Below are 19,132 nucleotides of genomic sequence, written 5' to 3'. Positions count from 1 at the left end.
TTGCCCATTTTATGAATACTGAACACGTTAAAATTAAAGTCTGGGATTTACCCACGCGAATTTTCCATTGGGGCATGGTGTGTCTATTAGCGCTTTTATGGTGGAGTGCTGATGCTGGCGAAATGCAGTGGCACCAGATTTTTGCTTATAGTTTGTTGGTTCTTATTGGATTTAGAATCCTCTGGGGGATCATTGGTAGTGATACCGCACGATTTCGCCACTTTGTTCACCATCCCAAAGTTGCGCTGGACTATTTAAAAGTGATTAAGACTAAGGGCGTGTCAGTTGTACTTGGACATAACCCTATTGGTGGCTACATGGTTGTTGCATTGATAGGGATTATTAGCCTTCAGTTAGTCACAGGCTTGTTTGCGACTGATGATATTTTTACCGAAGGTCCGCTTTATAGTTATGTGAGTTCTGATACCAGTAGCTTTTTGACCTGGCTACATAAAATGAACTTTAACCTTATCCTCTTACTAAGTGCTATTCACATACTGGCAGTGATTATTCATGCCATAAAAGGAGATAAGTTAGTCGGTGCTATGTTTAGTGGTTATAAAAAGGTCTCTAAGGTGGCATTGTCATCAAGCTCGAAAAGTGATCTTACGTTTAAGTCAGAGTGGTTCGCTTTAGCACTATTGACTGTATTAGCGGCCGTGGTCTTTGTGTATTTAATCTGGCCAATAGTACAAGTGTTGTAGATTTATACTTAGTTTTGAAACAACAAAAAGCCTGCTAATAGCAGGCTTTTTGTTGACGATAAGATAAACAGAACAACATTAGTCTTTCTTATATACGTCGTGACAACCTTTACAGCTTTTTCCTGTATCCATAAAGGCTTGCTTGATTTCAGCTTGGTTACCTTTTTGAGCTACAGTGGCAAGAATGGCAGCATTCTCTTGAAAGGTTTTCATTTTTGAATCGAAATCAGCTCTGTCCTGCCAAATTTTAGCTAAGGCTTCTGTGTCACCTTTGTCTGAGCCATCAATAAAACCTTCAAATGGAATTTTTGATAGGGCTGCAACGTTGGTTGCACGCATTGCGAAGGTTTCTGCTTCGAAAGGTTTTTTACCTTTCATCATGGCTGCCATGTCGCCGAAGTTATAAGATATAAGACCAAATGCAGATTGGCGGTATTCAATCGCATCTTTTGGTTCTTCAAAATTGTGTGCCTGCGCAGCTGAAGCGAATAGAGCACTGGCAACGAGAGTAAGTAGTAGTTTTTTCATTATATTCTCACAAATTAGCGTTGAAGTGTGACATTGTCTTGCTATTGTACACAAATTAACTTGATGTACTAGAAGCATTTTTTTCAGTTTTTTTCTAGATTAGTATCTAAACATAACAAGTTATTTTATAGAGGCTAAATCTGTTAAACTGCCTTACGTAATGCTTGAACAGTACTTATGAGGGTAATTATGCGAGCAAATTGGGATTTAGTATTAGAAAAAATATTGAGCCATAGCAACTATGAAGATCTTTCTGTGTTGTTTCATTTATTGTTAACCGAGGAAGAACGTAGTGCCGTTGCTGGACGCTTAAAGGTATTTCAGTTGTTACTGGATGGAAATATGAGCCAAAGACACATAGCCGCTGAGTATAAGGTGAGTATCGCCACTATTACACGTTGTTCTAATTATCTAAAAAATATGTCACCTGAACATAGAGCCAAAATTCAAAAATTGATTAGCTAATGTCTGAGTGTAAGTTTCAAGTCAATACTCAACTATCCGTTAGTAATTTACCATTATCACACAGGTTTTTTTGTATAAAAAATGCACGACCTTAAATTAAGGGCATGCATCTTAAAATATTAAACCATGTCATTAGTTCAATCGCTCAGGGATACACTATTTCTAGTTCACCTTTGCGTAAGCTTTTTAGCCGCGGCAACCACAGCCGCCATTGCCATCACAACCTGTTTTAGGTGTGTCGCAGGCTTCGTGCTCTTCATGGTGATGCCCATGATCGTGGTCTGAACCGCCACAACAGCCGCCGGCTTCTTCCTTACCTGAACCACCACAGCATCCACCACCACTATGATCGTGATCATGTCCATGACTTCCACAACCGCCTTTTGCATGAATGTGACCGTGTGCTATTTCTTCTGCACTACCTTCACGAACGTCAATAATTTCAACGCTGAAATTCAATGCTTGGCCGGCTAAAGGATGGTTACCATCGACGATAACAACATCGTCTTTAACTTCCATAACTTGAACTGGGCGTTGACCCATTTCAGTTTCAGCAATAAAGCGCATACCTGGAACGATATCTTCGATATCACCAAATGCCTCTAATGGCACAGCTTGGCGTAGTCCATCGTGGTAAGGGCCATAGGCTTCTTCGGCGCTAATAGTAACGTCGAGTTTTTCGCCTTTAGTTTTACCTTCTAACGCGGCCTCTAAACCTGGGATCAGGTTTTCAGTGCCGTGCAGATATAGCATAGGTTCAGAGTCGAAAGAGTCTTCTAATAGTCTGCCTTCTTCATCTGATAAACGGTAATGAATAGTTACCGCGCTGTGTTGAGTGATCTTCATATCGCCTCCGGTTCAGAATGTGCGCGCATAATAACGTGCTTTCTTAGCGCTGGCGATAAGTTGAAGTCGCTTATGTTAGATACAGCACAGCTTTATTATCCTTGAATTAAATAGCGCTGCGTATACGACAATATAATGAATGTAATTTTTGACACTTAGCCTATAGATTTTAACGGAATCATGATGTAGAACAAATTATGTGGCCTTAATCAAGGTGATAAATATAAGTTGTTTAAAAACATTGGTTTACCTAGGTCTTATGGCTCTTGTTGACGTTGACGTTAAAAGTTTACTATTGAATAAATCGCATTTTTACCCCTAGAAAACCTCACAATATCTAATCTTGAATGGTTATTTCATCGAACGCAGTAAATTGTTAATAAATAATTAATTTAAGGGGTTGACAAGTGTAGGTAAAAAAAGCAATTCTGTTTATCAGAAATTAACATGGATTAGCCCAAACGTATGAATAGCCTCGGTTTCGTAGTAACTACCATTATTACAACCACCACTACAACGATAGTGGGGGCGGGCTGATACACCCTAAAGAAATTTACTAATGAGCCCGCTTCCCACAAAGAAGCGGGCTTTTTTGTTTCTAGGCGGGCGCGGTGCAGGAGAATAAGATGAAAGTAATGAAATTTGGTGGTACCTCGCTTGCAAATTGGCAGCGATTCTCTATGTCGGCGGATATCATCGCCCAATCATCCCAACTTGAGTCGGTGGCGACTGTTTTATCTGCCCCGGCAACCGTGACTAATGCGTTGTTAGAAATGGTGGATGTTGCGGTTAAAGGTGAAAACTATGCGCCAGTCTTGCAGCATGTCGAGCGAGTATTTACGTCTTTGTACCAAGATGCGGTTAACTCAGTGTTATCGAGTGAGCAAAGCGAGCTGCTTTTCTCAGGGCTCAATGCCCAATTAGTCATCTGGCAAGACAGATTACGAGGTGTTGCATTACTGCAAGAATGTCCCGATGGCATCCGCGCTGAAATCGTGGTTGCTGGTGAGCGTTTATCTGCAGCCTTAATGGAACAAATCATGCTATCTAAGGGGATCGCTTCGGCTCAACTCGATCCTCGCGCTTTATTTTTAGGTCGTGGCAGCCCCCTTGAGTCTGTGGTTGATATTGGGCTGAGTAAACCCAGATTTAAAGTATTACCGCTAGACGAAAAACGGGTATGGGTGATGCCAGGTTTTACTGCTGCAGACGCTCACGGTAAGGTCGTCACTTTAGGGTGTAATGGCTCCGATTACTCCGCCGCTGTGCTCGCTGCGTGTTTAGATGCCTCTAGTTGTGAGATTTGGACCGACGTTGATGGGGTTTATAATATTGATCCACGCGTTGTGGCCGATGCTAAATTATTATCACAACTGAGTTATCAAGAAGCGATGGAGCTGTCTTATTTTGGTGCAAAGGTATTACACCCTAAAACAATCGCACCTATCGCCCAGTTTCATATTCCTTGTTACATCAAAAATAGTTTTAATCCTAAAGCGCCGGGCACGCTCGTATCCGATAAAGCCGATGAGAGTGGCCTGCAGGTTAAAGCGATTTCTAATCTTGATAATCAAACCATGTTTGATATTTCAGGCCCCGGCATGAAAGGCATGGTCGGTATGGCGAGCCGTACCTTAGCGGCAATTTCCCGCAGCGGTGTGTCGGTGTCTTTAATCACTCAAAGTTCTTCGGAATACAGTATCTGTTTTTGTGTTGCCACCGCTGAGGCGGAAAAAGTGCAATGGGCCTTAGAGCAAGAGTTTGAATTAGAAATAAAAAGTGACTTACTTGAGCCAATTGAAATGCGACACGATCTGGCCATAATCTCGTTAATTGGCGATGGTATGCGTACCCACAAAGGAGTTGCTGCACGTTTTTTCCAAGCTTTAGCACAGGCAAACGTGAACATTATTGCCATTGCCCAAGGATCGTCTGAACGGTCGATTTCGACGGTCATCGAGCAGCGTAAAACTAAGCATGCAGTTGCGGCCTGTCATCAAGGTTTTTTCGATGTGCAGCAATATTTAGATGTGTTTTTAGTCGGTTGCGGCAACGTGGGCGCTGGCCTGCTTGAGCAGATAAAACAACAATCTTCCATGCTCAAAGAGCAGCACATCAGCATTCGTGTTTGCGGTATCGTCAATTCAAACAAGATGTTACTCAATAGTGCGGGTATCGATTTAAATAACTGGTCTAGCTTGCTTGCCGATAGCCAGCAAGCCTGTGATATCCCAGCGTTACTCGTATGGGCGCAAGAACAACAATTACTGAACCCTGTGTTGGTGGATTGCACTTCAAGCGAGCAAGTATCGGATCTGTATTTAGAGGTGATGAACTCAGGTTTACACGTGGTCACGCCGAACAAAAAGTCTAATACTCGCGATTATGCTTATTATCAAGCGCTGCGCCAAACGGCATTAAAACAGCGTCGCCAGTTCTTATACGAAACCACGGTAGGCGCTGGATTACCTGTTATCGATAACCTGAAAAAACTGTTATTTGCAGGTGATAAACTGCATAAGTTTAACGGTATTTTATCGGGCTCCTTATCCTTTATTTTCGGCATGCTTGATGAGGGCATGACGCTGTCAGAAGCAACTGGTCTTGCAAGGGATAAATGTTTTACAGAACCCGATCCCCGTGATGATTTGAGCGGTATGGATGTGGCGCGTAAAGTGTTAATTCTTGCCCGTGAAGTGGGATTAAAGTTAGAGCTCAGTGATGTGCAGGTTGAGTCTGTATTGCCGGCCGAGTTTGATGATTCAGGCGATGTTGAAAGCTTTATGGCGCGTTTGCCAGAGGTTGATGCTGCTATTGCTGCTAAAGTGGCGCAGGCCAAAGCCCAAGGTAAAGTGCTGCGTTATGTGGGGCAAATTGAGGATGGCGTGTGCCGTGTACGTATCGCGGAAGTTGATGCACAAGATCCGCTATATAGCGTTAAAGGCGGCGAAAATGCCTTGGCATTTTATAGTCGTTATTACCAACCAATCCCCTTTGTGCTGCGCGGCTACGGCGCTGGAACGGAGGTGACCGCCGCTGGTGCGTTTGCCGATGTGTTAAGAACTTTGAATTGGACTCGTGAGGTGAGCGTATGAGTTTGACTGTTTACGCACCAGCCTCTATGGGTAACGTGGGCGTAGGATTTGATTTGCTGGGCGCGGCATTGGCGCCTATCGATGGCAGTTTACTTGGTGACAGAGTGACGATTGCTGCAGCAAAATCGGGTGTGATTTTGGCGCAAACTGGCGCTTGGGCTCATAAACTTCCTGAAAATCCGCAAGATAATATAGTGTATCAGTGTGCCGAGTTTTTCTTAAAAACTCTTAGTCGAGAGTTTTTAACAGCGCAGGGTAAAGTAGATGAAGGCGTGGCACTGACACTGGAAAAAAACCTACCTGTTGGTAGTGGATTAGGTTCGAGTGCAAGCTCTGTCGTGGCGGCATTATATGCCTTGAATGAACATTTTAATCGACCCTATAACGAGCAAGCATTGCTCGAGTTGATGGGGGAGTTTGAAGGTAAAATTAGCGGTAGTGTGCATTACGACAACGTGGCCCCTTGTTACTTGGGTGGCATGCAATTGATGCTTAATGTGCCCGGCACAATTTGTGAAGCGATACCGAGTTTTAAAGACTGGTATTGGGTTGTAGCTTACCCAGGGATTTCACTTTCAACGGCGATGATGCGTAAGCTCATGCCTAATCAATATGATAAAGCTGTCACTATTGATTTTGGTCGTTACTTAAGTGCCTTTGTACATGCGTCTTATCAACAAAACGCTAAGCTGGCGATCAGCGTATTAAAGGATGTATTAGCTGAACCTTATCGCGCTGCTGCCATTCCGGGTTACGACAATGCTAGAGCTGCCTTAGCCGATTTAGGCATGTTGACTACGGGTATTTCGGGCAGCGGTCCCACACTGTTTTCGATTACTGACGATTTAGCCACAGCTAATGCCGCTAAAGCTTGGTTAGAGCAGCATTATTTAACCGAGGCGGGTGGCTTTGCCCATGTGTGTCGCCTTGATGAGCAGGGCACGCGTAGAGTCGATTAATGCTTTTTTTGGCATTAAGGCTAAATATCACGGTTAAATATCAAAAAATCAGTATTTAAGTATTAGCATCAAAAGGTTGAGTGAGCATGGAACTATATAATTTAAAACATCCTACACAAAAAGTGAGCTTTAAAGAAGCGGTGCAATTAGGGTTAGGTAAAGACAGAGGTTTATTTTTTCCAACCCAAATACCGGTCTTAGACGATATTGAAGGGTTACTGGCGCTGCCATTTGTTGAGCGCAGTAAAAAAGTGCTCGGGGCATGGCTTGCCTCAGAGTTAGGGCAAGATGCGGTCGATAAATTGGTTGAGCGCGCCTTTAACTTTGATTTACCTTTGGTTACTGTTGACGAGCAGCGTGCTTGCCTTGAATTGTTCCATGGTCCAACGTTGGCATTTAAAGATTTTGGTGCGCGTTTTATGGCGCAGTGCGTTAATACTTTTGTGGGTGACACACGCTTAACCATTCTTACTGCAACATCGGGCGACACTGGCGCCGCGGTTGCCGATGCCTTTTATGGGCTTGAGAAGGTTAATGTCGTCGTGCTTTATCCTAAGGGTAAGATCAGCGAGCTACAGGAAAAGATGTTCACGACTTTGGGTAAGAATATTCACACAGTCGCTGTTTCGTCCGATTTTGATGCCTGCCAAGATTTAGTGAAACGCGCCTTCGATGATGCCGATGTTCGTGATGGTTTGAGCTTGAACTCCGCTAACTCTATCAACATTAGTCGATTGCTTGCACAAATTTGTTACTACTTTGAAGCGGTTGCTCAGTCTAAGCAGCGTCACGATGCCGAACCGGTGATTGCTGTACCCAGTGGTAATTTTGGTAACCTCACCGCGGGTTTATTTGCTAAAGCGATGGGATTACCGGTTAAACGTTTTATCGCCGCGACCAATGCTAACGATACTGTGCCGCGCTATTTAGCTAATGGCCAGTGGCAGCCAAATCAAACCCAAGCGACGATGTCTAATGCGATGGATGTCAGTGAGCCAAGTAACTGGCCGCGAGTGGAGGCAATTTGTGAAAAATTAGGTTGGCCATTGAGTGACTTAGTCGGTATTCGCTTGTCGGAGGAGCAAACTTCACAGGCGCTAGCTGAGTTATACGCACAAGGCTATGTATCTGAGCCCCATGCCGCAATTGCAGCTAAAGCCTTGTCGTTAACTCTATTGCCTGACGAAGTGGGCATATTTTTAGGGACGGCACATCCCGCAAAGTTTAAAGATGTAGTCGATCGCGAGCTTAGCCTGAGTTTACCTTTGCCTGCAGAATTGGCCGCCGTTGCGAATAAACCGATATTATCGGCAGAGTTACCAGCTGATTTTGCGGCATTAAAAACCCACCTATTTAAGATATTATCTTAAATATCAAATCATAATGGGCATGGGGATTATATGTTAAGGGAGCTAAGCTCCCTTTTTTATTACCCGATGACAATGCAAGCGAAACCAGCGGGTTTATTTTATCTTCTCATTTTTTATCTACTTGATCTGTATTGATAAAATGGATGACACATTTGCTAAAACTTCTCTTACACAAGGTTACTGAACTTTGGGCTCAATTCTGCTAGTTTGGATACAAAATAGGGCAAGCATAGCTGTATATACTTTGGCCTATCACCTATAAATCGTGCGTCATAAAATAGTCCATCATCAAAAATAAGCACATTAAAAATAACAATTAGATAGAGGTCATACATGAAACTTCGCTATTCCGTTGCCAGCTGTATGCTTGCCCTAGGCACGTTAAGCGCAGTACCAGCCATCGCGGCTGATACCGCTAGCAATCAAGGGTATTACCGCGCGCCAGCCTTGCACGACCAAACCTTAGTCTTTACCGCAGAAGGTGATTTATGGACTCAGACCTTAGGTCAAAAGGCCGCGACTCGCTTAACCAGTTTGCCCGCAGAAGAGCTCGGTGCCAGTATTTCTGCCGATGGTAAGTGGGTGGCTTATGTAGCCAATTATGAAGGCGCGAGCGAAGTGTATGTGATCCCTGTTACGGGCGGCGTAGCCAAGCGAGTAAGTTTTGAGAATAGCCGTGTGCGGGTGCAAGGCTTTACGGCCAAAGGCGACATTTTATATTCTACCGACAGTGGCTTTGGCCCTGCCAATAATTGGATGCTGCGCAGTGTTGATCCTAAAACCCTGACGACCACTGATTTGCCTTTAGCCGATGCGGTCGAAGGTGTGATTGATGACAACAACGATTACGTGTATTTCACCCGTTTTGGCCTGCAAGTGACGGGGGATAATGCCAAAGTGTACCGTGGTGGCGCAAAAGGCGAATTATGGCGTTTTAAACTCGGCAGTAAAACCGAAGCACAGCTACTTAGCGGTCAACACGACGGTTCTGTACGTCAGCCTATGCTGTGGCAGGACAGACTCTATTTTATCAGCGACAGCGATGGTAACGATAACCTGTGGTCGATGGCGCTCGATGGTTCAGACGCAAAACAGTTGACCCAATTTAAAGATTGGCAAGTCCGCAGCGCGCGAATGGATAAAGGTAAAGTGGTATTTCAGCAGGGCGCAGATATTCATGTATTTGATATTACTTCTGCTAAAGACTCGTTACTTAATATCGAGCTCCTCTCTGATTTTGCCCAGCGCCGTGAGCATTGGGTGAAAGATCCTATGGATTACGCGTCCTCTACCGATTTGGCACTTGCTGGCGATAAAGTTGTGATTACTGCTCGCAGCCATATCGCCATAGCGGGGATTGATGGCTCGCGCTTAGTACAAGTTGCGCTGCCAGGGACTTATCGTGTTAGAGAAGCTATTTTGAGCCAAGATGGCAAATCTGTTTATGCCATTAGCGACATGACGGGTCAGCAAGAGATTTGGCAATTCCCCGCCGATGGCAGCAGTGGTGCTAAACAGTTGACGAAAGACGGCCATACTTTAAGAATGAGCCTTAACCTGTCACAAGACGGTCGGTTTATCGCCCACGACGATAACGATGGCAACGTTTGGCTACTGGACTTAAAGAAAAATACTAACCAAAAAATCATCACTAACGGTGAGGGACTTGGGCCTTATGCCGATATCCGCTGGTCTGGTGATAGCCGTTTTATTGCATTAACCAAGTCAGAAATCGGTAAGCAAAGACCGCAAATTGTTCTTTATTCCGTGGATGAGAATAAGGCCGAGACACTGACTAGCGACAAGTATGAATCCTATTCACCCACCTTTAGTCGCGATGGGCAGTGGCTCTATTTCCTGTCAAATCGCCAATTTAGTGCAACACCAAGCTCGCCTTGGGGCGACAGAAACATGGGACCCGTATTTGATAAACGCAGCCAAATATTTGCTATTGCCTTAGTTAACAATGCCAAATTCCCCTTTAGTAAACCTAATGAGCTCAGCGTGAGCGAAACTGACAAAACCGCAGCTAAAGATAAAGCTAATCCACTAACCATCGATTGGGCGGATATTTCGCAGCGCTTATGGCAAGTGCCTGTTGATTCAGGTAATTACAGTGAGCTTCGCGCTGTTGATGGTAGGCTTTATGTGCTTGACCAAGCGATGGGTGATGACACCGAGCCGAGTTTAATGACCATTGAATTTGATCCCTTGAGCCCTAAGGCCGAAGTGTTTGCAGAGGATGTGGGTCATTACGCAGTTTCTGCCAACGGTAAAAAGCTGATGCTGCGTAAACATAGTGATGACAAGGCGCTACTGATTGTCGATGGTGGCGATAAGTTGGGTGATACGGATAATGCCAAAGTGCGAACGCAGCAATGGCAATTAGCGATTTCTCCTTCGCTTGAATGGCAACAAATGTTTGAAGATGCTTGGTTAATGCATAAGGAATCTTTCTTTGATAAAAAGATGCGCGGCCTTGATTGGCAAGCGACTAAAGCTAAGTACCAACCTTTGCTCGACCGCCTAACCGACCGCAATGAGCTGAATGATATTTTTATGCAAATGATGGGCGAGTTAGATTCTTTACACTCGCAGGTGCGTGGCGGGGATTTACCACAGGATCCCGATGCCGCTAAAACGGCAAGTTTAGGCGCACGTCTACAACAAACAGTAGATGGCGTTAACATTGCGCATATTTACAGTAACGATCCTGAATTACCCGCCAATGCTTCACCGTTAAATCGTATCGAAGTCGATGCCAAAGCAGGCGATATGTTGTTAGCCATTAATGGCACGCCAGTAGCGAATGTGGCTGATGTTACGCGCCTTTTACGTAATCAACAGGACAAGCAAGTATTGCTACAGCTAAAACGCGGTAGCCAAACACATAAAACCATCGTCATGCCAGTTAGTGCTACGGTGGATAGCCAGTTACGTTACCAAGATTGGGTGAGCCATAACGCCGCAGTGGTTGAGGATGCGAGTAAGAGCAAGATTGGCTATTTGCACTTATATGCTATGGGCGGCGGTGATATTGAAAGTTTCGCCCGTGAGTTTTATACCAATTATGATAAAGATGGCTTAATTATCGATGTGCGCCGTAACCGTGGTGGCAATATCGACAGTTGGATTATCGAAAAATTATTACGCCGAGCGTGGGCTTTCTGGCAACCGACTCACGGTGCTGCTTACACCAATATGCAGCAAACCTTCCACGGTCATTTAGTGGTATTAACCGATGAGCTAACCTATTCCGATGGCGAAACCTTCGCCGCGGGGATTAAAGCGCTCGGCATTGCGCCGTTAATTGGTAAACAAACAGCAGGAGCGGGTGTGTGGCTATCTGGACGTAATACTTTGACCGATAAAGGTATGGCGCGGGTGGCCGAGTATCCACAGTATGCAATGGATGGCCGCTGGGTGCTCGAAGGGCATGGCGTAACGCCAGATATTGAAGTCGATAACCTGCCGTTTGCCACCTTTAACGGTAAAGATGCCCAACTTGAAGCTGCGATAAGCTATTTAAAAGATGAATTAGTCAAGCAACCTATTCCCGCTTTAAAAGCGCAACCGCTGCCCGCAAAAGGCATGGCGCAGGATATTAAAGCTAAGTAATCGATATTTATATTTAGAATTAAACCGAGATTTAACTGAAATTTAAGATATCGCAGTTAATATAGCCGCGTACAAAGTTAGGGTGTTGTCTCTTAGTTCCCGAGACAACACCCATTTTTATGTCCATTCATTATCTTACTCATCCCCGTTGTTGTACTGCATGCTTACAATCAGCGCATACTCTCGTCTTTTATGTGCCGTTATTTGACTCAGGCTTAAACATTATCCAGTTGTAATGATATTTTTTGTCGCATTTAGATGGCCTAGCCGTCTTGCGAAAGATTAGCGTTGGGCAATAAAAAAGCCTGCTTAGGAATACCTCAAGCAGGCCGTAAAGATAATGTTTAACGCTAAAACTTAATTTGAATATCCGTAGCTAACGTATTGGCAATAAAACAGTTTGCATGGGCCTTTTCGTGGATCTTTTCTAGTGTTTCGTGATCAACGTTAATCCCGTCAGCAAAAACTATTTTAGGATTGAGTACCATTTTAATAATGGCGAGTTTACCTGCTTCATTTTTCCCAAGCTCTGCGGTTGCGTTATCTATATAGGACGTCACATTTAAGCGTTTAAGGTGAGCAATAGTCAGAAATGTGAGCATATGGCATGAGGATAACGTGGCTAATAAACTTTCCTCAGGATTAACATTCTGCGCATTACCTTTGTAATCGGGCGCAGCAGAGGCCTGAATGGTCTGGCCGCTGCCAAAAGTAATGCTGTGGTCTCGGCAAAATTCGCCTTCTTCGGCAGGTGAAGTTTGCCAGTTGACCATTAACTTAAAGCCCATGATTTTCTCCTATCTGAAAGACTTGATGGCACTATAGCCTAGCGGTGATCACATAGCTATGATCTGCCCCCCTTAGCTGGGTATGTCAGATGCGTTATATCCCTGATGCAAATAGTAAAGTGCTTGTTAATACACTGCTTGTGACTATCCATATGGGTAAATAACGTGGGCTAAAACTTAAGGTTAAAATCACTAACATTGCCGCGAGGGAGATGATCCCCATAAACAAAATACTCCCATAGGCCCAACCTTGATCGCTCACGCAGGCACTTAGGCTAAACGCCAGTAATAACCAAGCAAACAGAGTGAGCAGATAGCTCTGCCACTGTGCTGGTGGGCGATTGAATACATCTTTAAAATGACCAAATTTAGCTAAAGCGAATAGGGCAAGCGAGAGATAACTCAAGCCTAATATCCCCACTATGGGCATAAATTCTGGCATCATGATTTGGCTTCCTCCAATGAAGACTGCGAGGTTAATTCGCTGCGGCGCGTCTTATCCGCCTTTACATGTGTTTTATTCAACGCGGGTCTTGCGACTGGGGATTTTGCTATCAATGTTAATCGGTTGCTGGCAAATAACATCGCGCAGCCAAATATAACGGCGAGCAGGTCAAATCCAACTAAAGGCCATTGGTGAGATTGGATATTGTCGATGAGATTACTCGGTGAGGTAAAAGCATTGAGCACTGGTAGTGCACAATACAAGCTTCCTATGAGTATTAATGCCATCTGCCATTGACGACGTGAACGCCCCCAAAAAGCCCATACTCCCATTGCCACTAACGCGATAAAGAAACTGTGAATTTCCCATTCAGAGCGGCCAGAGAAGTGGGTTGCTAATAACCGATTAGCATAAAAGAAGGCTACGGTACCTAAAGGCAACCCCAAGATAAACATAAAGTTTAGTCCTTCAACTAAACGTAATCCCAAGCTCGGCTTGTCGCCTTTATCCAGTCTTTTTTGCTGTTTTTGACGAATGCGAATAGCCCACATTAAGGTGCCGGTTGCAATCATGGCGCAGCCCAATAATCCGCAGAAAAAGAATAAAATCCTTAATAGTGGGGCTGCAAAACGCGCAGTGTGCAATGACATCATCGTATCGTAGGTCGCTGATGCCCCCGAGGCATCGTGCGGGCTGGCATACTTGAGTTCACCATTAACACCGTTAAAGATCAAAATATTGGCCTCGTCGGTCACGTCTTTACCTGTATTTTGGTAAAAGGTCACTTGGCTATTTTGATCTTTAGGGTATGACACCGTGACTTGTTTAATCGGCGTGTCACCCCACGCGGCTTTTACTTGCGGTAGCAATTGGCTCAATTGCATTTGTGGCGCACTAATTCCTGCGGCTTTCTCAGTTTGTCTTGCGGGGTTCAGCTCTTTTAAAAAGGCTTGGTTGTCACCGGAATAGGCAGTATTAACTGTCCATGGAATATACATCAGCATTAGGGTGATAAGCCCCGTATAAGTGATCATAAGATGGTAGGGCAGAGCGATAACAGAGCTCACATTGTGGGCATCTAACCAAGAACGTGTACCTTTATCGCGCCTAAAACTGAATAAATCTTTAAAAATCCGCTTATGGATAACGATGCCGCTGATAAGGGCTATCAACATAAACATAGTGCAAACACCGACGATATAACGTGCAGTGATAGCAGACATATAGTGTAAGTCAAAGTGCAGACGATAAAAGAAATTGCCGCCGCGACTTTCGCGCACCTCTGAGATCATGCTGCTGCCATCGGCTAAAGCCACGTGTTCTTCAGTTTTACCACGGCGTTGGCCTTTTTCTGGCGGGAGTTGCCAGCTAACACTTTGAAAGGGTTTTCGTTCAGTCGGAAAATCTATCATCCAGCGCTGCACCGCCGCTGGCGAATGTGTTTCTATATATTGTTGGTTTTTATCTAGTTGGTTTTCTAGGGTATTAGCTTGATAGTCCTGATAAACACCTTGATGTAATTCGGGCTCATTCCATAGGGTTATTTCATGGCGGAAATAGCTCAAACTACCCGCAAAAAAGATAAGTAATAATACCCAACACACCAGTAAACCTGCCCAAGTATGTAACCACGATAAGGTTCTGAAAAATGTTTCTTTCATCCTACTGTCCACATATTTGAAGCAAGCCAAAAAAGAATAAACTAACAAGGCCTAAATCTCGCCACGCATGCCAAGTCTTACGTACACAAAAGGCGTAAATAATGGCAACGGCATAAAAGAGAAATGACAACATATTGGCAGTTAACGTGCTTTCTAATCTCGGCATCGGTAACACGACAGTTAATAGGCAGGCCAAGCTCGCAGCCGCAATATAACCCGTCAACAGGGCGGCGCTCGCGCGGGCAAATACTTTAAAGGCAAACACTGATTGCTCTTGTTTAAACCATTGCACAATTCGCCGTGAAATCTGCGAAAACGAGCGTATTTGATCTGCAGAAGGTTGCGTTGAGGTTTCAAACGCGGATGTATTAGACATAAGTGCCACTTCTCATTTCTAGCCTATGTGGATTTGTTACCGTTATCCGTTGCAGCTCATTGTGTTTTAAGTTTTTTGTTTAATGACATAAAACTCAGCTTAAGATCGAATGCATTGCTATATCAGGGATAGCTCATCGCAGAAGTATACCGCAGTTAACTCAAATGATAAACGATATCATTTAGATTGAGGCGTAAATATGTGATCTTTGGCGACTCGCTCAACACGAATTTATTCAAGGTCAGTCTTAGGGGGAGTATCAAAACGAAACATCCCATGTAACTCAAGCGTTTTAGTAGCAAAGAGGTAATACCAATCATATTAACTATCTGTTCATTCGGCGGGAGTTCAACGCGCTTTAGACAAGGCATATAGTGGTGCTCTGTCGAAAGCCTTAAACGCAGTATATGCAGTTAAATCTGCCGCCCTTTGGGTCTCACTGGCATCCCACTCCCATGTTGCATTGACTTAAAAGGGAATAACCATTTCTGCGTCAATGCGCCTCGGATTGAAATACCAGTGAGGCTCTGAACTGATTAGATAGTTAATGTGGTTGGTATAATGTAAATATAACCGTACTATTCTTAGGTTATTTAAATATTTGTAATATGCTAAAAACAATTAAATGTTTAAAAATTAGACATTTAATGTTGTTTTAATGGGGGTGGTAGTTGCAGTTTCTTGATAGATGTCACATTTAGGAGGTGCTAATACCAGTGTTGAGCTAAATATTTACGAATAAGGCTTGTGTTTTATCCTGCATGCCCCAAGCTCTAATAGTGAAGCGAAAAAAAAGTAATGACACTAAAAGGGACAATCTATGAAAATAAATATTTCTGGTCACCACGTTGATGTTACTGATTCTGTTAGAGAAGATGTTAACGATAAATTTGCTAAAATCGCCACTCATTTTCCCTCTTTGGTCGCACTTGATATTATTATCTCGAAGGAACATGGCGAGTATCAAGTTGAAATTCGTACCAATTATGAAGGTGCACGTATTGCTGCTTCGGGTAATGATCAAGTGATGTATCCTGCAATTGCAGCAGCAGCTAAAAAACTTGATACAGCACTTAAACATCGTAAAGGACAGCTGAAAGCCGATTTACATGAAAAGCCAAGTTGTACTACACCAGCTATCGCCCATGAAATTATTCAAGAAATGGATCTACGTTAGGTTCTAGTTATCACTCATCATTTTAGATGAACACCAAAAAGGGCCTAAACGGCCCTTTTTGTATTACTGGCTTTTCATCAATGAATAAATTCAAATATTATTTTTCCTGTCAGTTAATGCACAATATTATTCTGCACAGTTGGCGATCACATAAATAAAAATGCCGCCCAACTTAAGTGGACGGCATTGTTAAAAATCTACGTTTTAATGAGTATCACCTGGTGATATTACTCGTCGATTTCTGCATTGTGATAGACGTTTTGTACGTCGTCACAATCTTCTAATGCGGCAATAAACTTCTCAAACATGGCGACATCTTCACCTTCAACTTTTACCATGTCTTGCGGTACGAAGGTGATGTTGTCGAATTCAAAGTTGATATCTGGCATAGCATCAGTGAGTGCCGTTTTAACTTTAAAGTACTCAGTGTGCGGCGCATAAACTGTGATTAAGCCATCTTCCAGCTCAACATCGCTTACATCAACGTCAGCCATCATCAGCAGTTCTAAAATCGCATCTTCGTCATTGCCGGCAAACACGAACACGGCTTGATGATCAAACATGTGGCCGACTGTACCTGGGCTACCGAGTTTGGCATCGTTTTTCACAAAGGCTTGACGCACTTCAGTGAAGGTACGTTTTACGTTATCGGTTAAGCAGTCAACAATGACCATACAGTTACCAGGGCCAAAACCTTCGTAACGGGCAGTATCGTAATCTTCACCGCCACTGCCTTTGGCTTTTTCAATTGCGCGCTCAATAACGTGTGCTGGGACTTGATCTTTCTTTGCGCGCTCAATCAAACGGCGTAGTGATAAATTTCCATCAGGTTCAACGCCGCCTTGTTTAGCAACGACGTATATCTCTTTACCGTAGCGTGAATAAATGCGGGTTTTTTGACCTGCTGTTTTCGCCATGGATTCTTTCTTGTTTTGATATGCTCTGCCCATCTTGATCTCGTTAGCTCAAAAAATTGCGCCGATATTAGCAGTTTTCTCGGCATATGTGCAGCCGTTCCGGTAGGATTTCTTGTGCAGAAGACGACATAGCGCGCATTTCAACATGAAGTTTGCTTTATCAAAAAGTAACATTTCAATAGCAATTAAGGTCACATTGCGATAAATGTAGACTCACGCCATACGTCGGTGAGACGGTTGATGATAGTTTTGAGCTAGCTTTATGAATGTGGATAAATAAATTATCTACTTTATTCAGAGGAATAGACTAAAAAACGAATAGTATTTTTATTCAAGCTAACCTAACAGGGCTTGTTATCGCTTAGTTGCAGTGCCTTCTATTGAATGATTAGACCCTTTGCATTCATTCTTCATCTTGACCTTATTATTGCTACGGGAAGAACATGAAAATCCAGCATAAAATTTTAATATTCATCAGTTTAGTGCTTGTTACCCTTAGCCATTTATTATTAGCGTGGTTGAATCTTCCCGATAGTTTGCAAGCCCTGTTAGTCGGTATTATCGCCGCGGGTATTGTGATGTGGCTCATGATGCGCTCATCGAAGATTGAGCTCGACATGGATGAAGCCAATCGCAAGGCATTGAAAGATAAAAATGCCCCAGCCCATGACATCAGTATACTAACAAGTAAAATCGCAATTGGTTCAGCTGAGGTTTCTCACTTTATTGATTTACTTAATAAATCGATAGAATCTAACGGTGAACATGCCAGTGCAATTGCCGTCGCCGCAGGGCAACTAAGCCAAACTACCGCACAGCTTGGCGACAATGCAGCTGATATTTTAGCTCAAGCACAAGAAGCCGAGCGCGTTAGTGTCCAAGGACGTAGCCAAGCGCAAAAAAGTGTTACGGCGATCCGCTCCCTTAGTGTTGATATTGATACTGCCGCAGAGCAAGTACAGACACTTAAATCACGAGCTGAGCAAATCCAAAAAATTACCGAAGTGATAGATACTGTTGCACAGCAAACTAACCTTTTAGCATTAAATGCTGCAATAGAAGCGGCACGAGCCGGCGAACAGGGGCGAGGTTTTGCTGTTGTAGCTGACGAAGTACGTAGTCTTGCGGGTAAAACGGCGGATGCGACCCAAGATATTGGTAAAATGCTCTTAGAAATCCGCAGCGAAACGGATAAAACCTCGGGATTAATGGAAAGAGTCGTGACGCAAACTGCCGATGTGGTTGCGGCTATGGGCGAGTTGGATGAACACTTTACCGACATTTCAATTTCAGTGACGCAATCTGCTCAAGCCCTTGAGGATATGGAGGATTCATTCAAACAATATAACAACACCACAAATGATATTAGCCGTTCGGTGACGCAAATTCGTGACTCTTTAGCCAACACAGGTAAACAAAGCCTAAGTGTATCAGAGCAGGCATTTACCTTGTCTTTAACTACCGAAGGGATTTTTAGAGCGCTTTCTGAGTGGGATACGCACACTTTTGATCAGCAAGTTTTACAGTTGGCTAATGCTGCCGCTCAAGCGTGTGGTGCGATATTATTACAGGGTTTAGTCAATAAGGTTTTCAGTGAATCCGATTTCTTTAATCCTCAATACCAACCCATTACGAATACAAATCCGCAAAAATACAGCACGGCATTCGATCGTTATACCGATCAGCACTTTCCTGCTATCCAAGAACCGATATTGGCAAAATACAGTGAAATTATTTATGCGGGAGCGGTTGATAAAAAAGGTTATTTCCCAACACATAATCAGCGTTTTAGCCAAGCCCTGACAGGTAAAATTGATATCGATATAGTGCACAATCGTACTAAACGCCTTTTTAATGATCCGACTGGGATCCGTTGTGGCGGTCATATAGAACCTGTATTACTACAAACCTATAAACGTGATACTGGCGAGGTCATGCATGATCTATCTGTTCCCATTTTTGTTAACAAAAAACACTGGGGCGGTTTTAGAGTGGGATTTAAAGCGAAATAAATGATGAATAACTCGCGTATAAGACGCTTACGTTACATTGATAAAAGTACTTTGATTTATCTCCATTATCCATTTCGAGTTTTTAAGTAACATTATTGACATGTTTTGGCATCTTTTTGTTAAAGTGATTAAATATCCAAAATATACAGTACTATGCCGTATAGTTCGGAA

The 19,132-nt window shown here is 43.5% G+C and carries 15 protein-coding genes and 1 other annotated feature; of the genes, 8 read left to right on the top strand and 7 right to left on the bottom strand.

Features of this window, described 5'->3' with window-relative positions; translation table 11 throughout:
- The first annotated feature begins 11 nt into the window (after positions 1-11).
- Entirely contained in the window at positions 12-704 is a 693-nt protein-coding gene (locus tag BW947_RS03405; protein ID WP_076496916.1) for a cytochrome b/b6 domain-containing protein, read from the top strand.
- A gap of 78 nt (positions 705-782) precedes the next feature.
- On the opposite strand, the gene BW947_RS03400 is transcribed toward BW947_RS03405, so the two are convergent.
- Positions 783-1,232, bottom strand: coding sequence for a c-type cytochrome (locus BW947_RS03400; RefSeq protein ID WP_076496915.1), 450 nt, complete (start codon positions 1,230-1,232; stop codon positions 783-785).
- 189 nt (positions 1,233-1,421) lie between these two features.
- On the opposite strand from BW947_RS03400, the gene trpR reads away from it, so the two are divergent.
- Positions 1,422-1,697 carry a trp operon repressor gene (gene trpR, locus BW947_RS03395; protein WP_076496914.1) on the top strand — a complete coding sequence of 92 codons (276 nt, stop codon included), beginning with the start codon at positions 1,422-1,424 and terminating at the stop codon, positions 1,695-1,697.
- A gap of 186 nt (positions 1,698-1,883) precedes the next feature.
- On the opposite strand, the gene slyD is transcribed toward trpR, so the two are convergent.
- Complete coding sequence (slyD, locus tag BW947_RS03390; RefSeq protein ID WP_076496913.1) at positions 1,884-2,543, bottom strand: peptidylprolyl isomerase; 660 nt, start codon at positions 2,541-2,543, stop codon at positions 1,884-1,886.
- 472 nt (positions 2,544-3,015) lie between these two features.
- Positions 3,016-3,140, top strand: a sequence feature (Thr leader region).
- A 29-nt stretch (positions 3,141-3,169) separates the two neighbouring features.
- Between slyD and thrA the strand changes: the two genes are divergently transcribed.
- The 4 genes from thrA (at position 3,170) to BW947_RS03370 (ending at position 11,585) form a co-directional block, all read left to right on the top strand.
- Entirely contained in the window at positions 3,170-5,638 is a 2,469-nt protein-coding gene (thrA, locus tag BW947_RS03385; protein WP_076496912.1) for a bifunctional aspartate kinase/homoserine dehydrogenase I, read from the top strand.
- On the top strand, positions 5,635-6,597 hold the full coding sequence (gene thrB, locus BW947_RS03380) for a homoserine kinase (protein ID WP_076496911.1): 963 nt from the start codon (positions 5,635-5,637) through the stop codon (positions 6,595-6,597). Before thrA ends, thrB begins: the two co-directional genes overlap by 4 nt.
- 86 nt (positions 6,598-6,683) lie before the next feature.
- Positions 6,684-7,967: a threonine synthase gene (gene thrC / locus BW947_RS03375; protein ID WP_076496910.1), complete on the top strand. Its 1,284-nt coding sequence runs from the start codon at positions 6,684-6,686 to the stop codon at positions 7,965-7,967.
- Positions 7,968-8,300: 333 nt separating this feature from the next.
- The gene (locus BW947_RS03370) at positions 8,301-11,585 is read left to right on the top strand and encodes a S41 family peptidase (protein WP_076496909.1); all 3,285 of its coding nucleotides are present in this window, start codon (positions 8,301-8,303) and stop codon (positions 11,583-11,585) included.
- Between the two features lie 350 nt (positions 11,586-11,935).
- On the opposite strand, the gene BW947_RS03365 is transcribed toward BW947_RS03370, so the two are convergent.
- The 4 genes from BW947_RS03365 to BW947_RS03350 all read right to left on the bottom strand — a co-directional run bounded on the left by BW947_RS03365 (position 11,936) and on the right by BW947_RS03350 (position 14,855).
- A complete protein-coding gene (locus tag BW947_RS03365) occupies positions 11,936-12,373 on the bottom strand; it encodes an OsmC family protein (protein ID WP_076496908.1) in 438 nt (145 codons plus the stop codon).
- A gap of 94 nt (positions 12,374-12,467) precedes the next feature.
- Positions 12,468-12,818: a DUF3325 domain-containing protein gene (locus BW947_RS03360; RefSeq protein WP_076496907.1), complete on the bottom strand. Its 351-nt coding sequence runs from the start codon at positions 12,816-12,818 to the stop codon at positions 12,468-12,470.
- Complete coding sequence (locus BW947_RS03355) at positions 12,815-14,479, bottom strand: PepSY-associated TM helix domain-containing protein (protein WP_076496906.1); 1,665 nt, start codon at positions 14,477-14,479, stop codon at positions 12,815-12,817. The genes BW947_RS03360 and BW947_RS03355 overlap by 4 nt, the downstream gene beginning before the upstream one ends.
- A 1-nt stretch (position 14,480) precedes the next feature.
- Entirely contained in the window at positions 14,481-14,855 is a 375-nt protein-coding gene (locus BW947_RS03350; protein WP_076496905.1) for a DUF3649 domain-containing protein, read from the bottom strand.
- 820 nt (positions 14,856-15,675) lie between these two features.
- Here BW947_RS03350 and hpf point away from each other — a divergent pair.
- Positions 15,676-16,032 (top strand): ribosome hibernation-promoting factor, HPF/YfiA family, encoded by a 357-nt coding sequence (gene hpf, locus BW947_RS03340; protein ID WP_076496903.1) that lies wholly within the window; start codon positions 15,676-15,678, stop codon positions 16,030-16,032.
- A gap of 227 nt (positions 16,033-16,259) precedes the next feature.
- On the opposite strand, the gene BW947_RS03335 is transcribed toward hpf, so the two are convergent.
- Positions 16,260-16,982, bottom strand: a complete 723-nt coding sequence (locus BW947_RS03335; RefSeq protein ID WP_076496902.1) for a YebC/PmpR family DNA-binding transcriptional regulator — start codon at positions 16,980-16,982, stop codon at positions 16,260-16,262.
- A gap of 410 nt (positions 16,983-17,392) precedes the next feature.
- Between BW947_RS03335 and BW947_RS03330 the strand changes: the two genes are divergently transcribed.
- Positions 17,393-18,961: a methyl-accepting chemotaxis protein gene (locus BW947_RS03330; RefSeq protein WP_076496901.1), complete on the top strand. Its 1,569-nt coding sequence runs from the start codon at positions 17,393-17,395 to the stop codon at positions 18,959-18,961.
- Positions 18,962-19,132 lie beyond the last annotated feature (171 nt).

The organism is Shewanella morhuae, assembly GCF_900156405.1.
GTDB classification, from domain to species: Bacteria; Pseudomonadota; Gammaproteobacteria; order Enterobacterales; family Shewanellaceae; genus Shewanella; species Shewanella morhuae.
The sequence above is the reverse complement of the archived record's forward strand: the minus strand, read 5'-3'. Positions and strand labels throughout refer to the sequence as shown.

Excerpts from the sequence above, each read along its gene's own strand:
- thrA (WP_076496912.1), top strand. The coding sequence starts at position 3,170 with ATGAAAGTAATGAAATTTGGTGGTACCTCGCTTGCAAATTGGCAGCGA.
- thrC (WP_076496910.1), top strand. The coding sequence starts at position 6,684 with ATGGAACTATATAATTTAAAACATCCTACACAAAAAGTGAGCTTTAAA.
- BW947_RS03355 (WP_076496906.1), bottom strand. The coding sequence starts at position 14,479 with ATGAAAGAAACATTTTTCAGAACCTTATCGTGGTTACATACTTGGGCA.
- BW947_RS03335 (WP_076496902.1), bottom strand. The coding sequence starts at position 16,982 with ATGGGCAGAGCATATCAAAACAAGAAAGAATCCATGGCGAAAACAGCA.
- BW947_RS03370 (WP_076496909.1), top strand. The coding sequence starts at position 8,301 with ATGAAACTTCGCTATTCCGTTGCCAGCTGTATGCTTGCCCTAGGCACG.
- BW947_RS03365 (WP_076496908.1), bottom strand. The coding sequence starts at position 12,373 with ATGGGCTTTAAGTTAATGGTCAACTGGCAAACTTCACCTGCCGAAGAA.
- slyD (WP_076496913.1), bottom strand. The coding sequence starts at position 2,543 with ATGAAGATCACTCAACACAGCGCGGTAACTATTCATTACCGTTTATCA.
- thrB (WP_076496911.1), top strand. The coding sequence starts at position 5,635 with ATGAGTTTGACTGTTTACGCACCAGCCTCTATGGGTAACGTGGGCGTA.
- BW947_RS03330 (WP_076496901.1), top strand. The coding sequence starts at position 17,393 with ATGAAAATCCAGCATAAAATTTTAATATTCATCAGTTTAGTGCTTGTT.
- BW947_RS03405 (WP_076496916.1), top strand. The coding sequence starts at position 12 with ATGAATACTGAACACGTTAAAATTAAAGTCTGGGATTTACCCACGCGA.
- BW947_RS03350 (WP_076496905.1), bottom strand. The coding sequence starts at position 14,855 with ATGTCTAATACATCCGCGTTTGAAACCTCAACGCAACCTTCTGCAGAT.
- trpR (WP_076496914.1), top strand. The coding sequence starts at position 1,422 with ATGCGAGCAAATTGGGATTTAGTATTAGAAAAAATATTGAGCCATAGC.
- BW947_RS03400 (WP_076496915.1), bottom strand. The coding sequence starts at position 1,232 with ATGAAAAAACTACTACTTACTCTCGTTGCCAGTGCTCTATTCGCTTCA.
- BW947_RS03360 (WP_076496907.1), bottom strand. The coding sequence starts at position 12,818 with ATGATGCCAGAATTTATGCCCATAGTGGGGATATTAGGCTTGAGTTAT.
- hpf (WP_076496903.1), top strand. The coding sequence starts at position 15,676 with ATGAAAATAAATATTTCTGGTCACCACGTTGATGTTACTGATTCTGTT.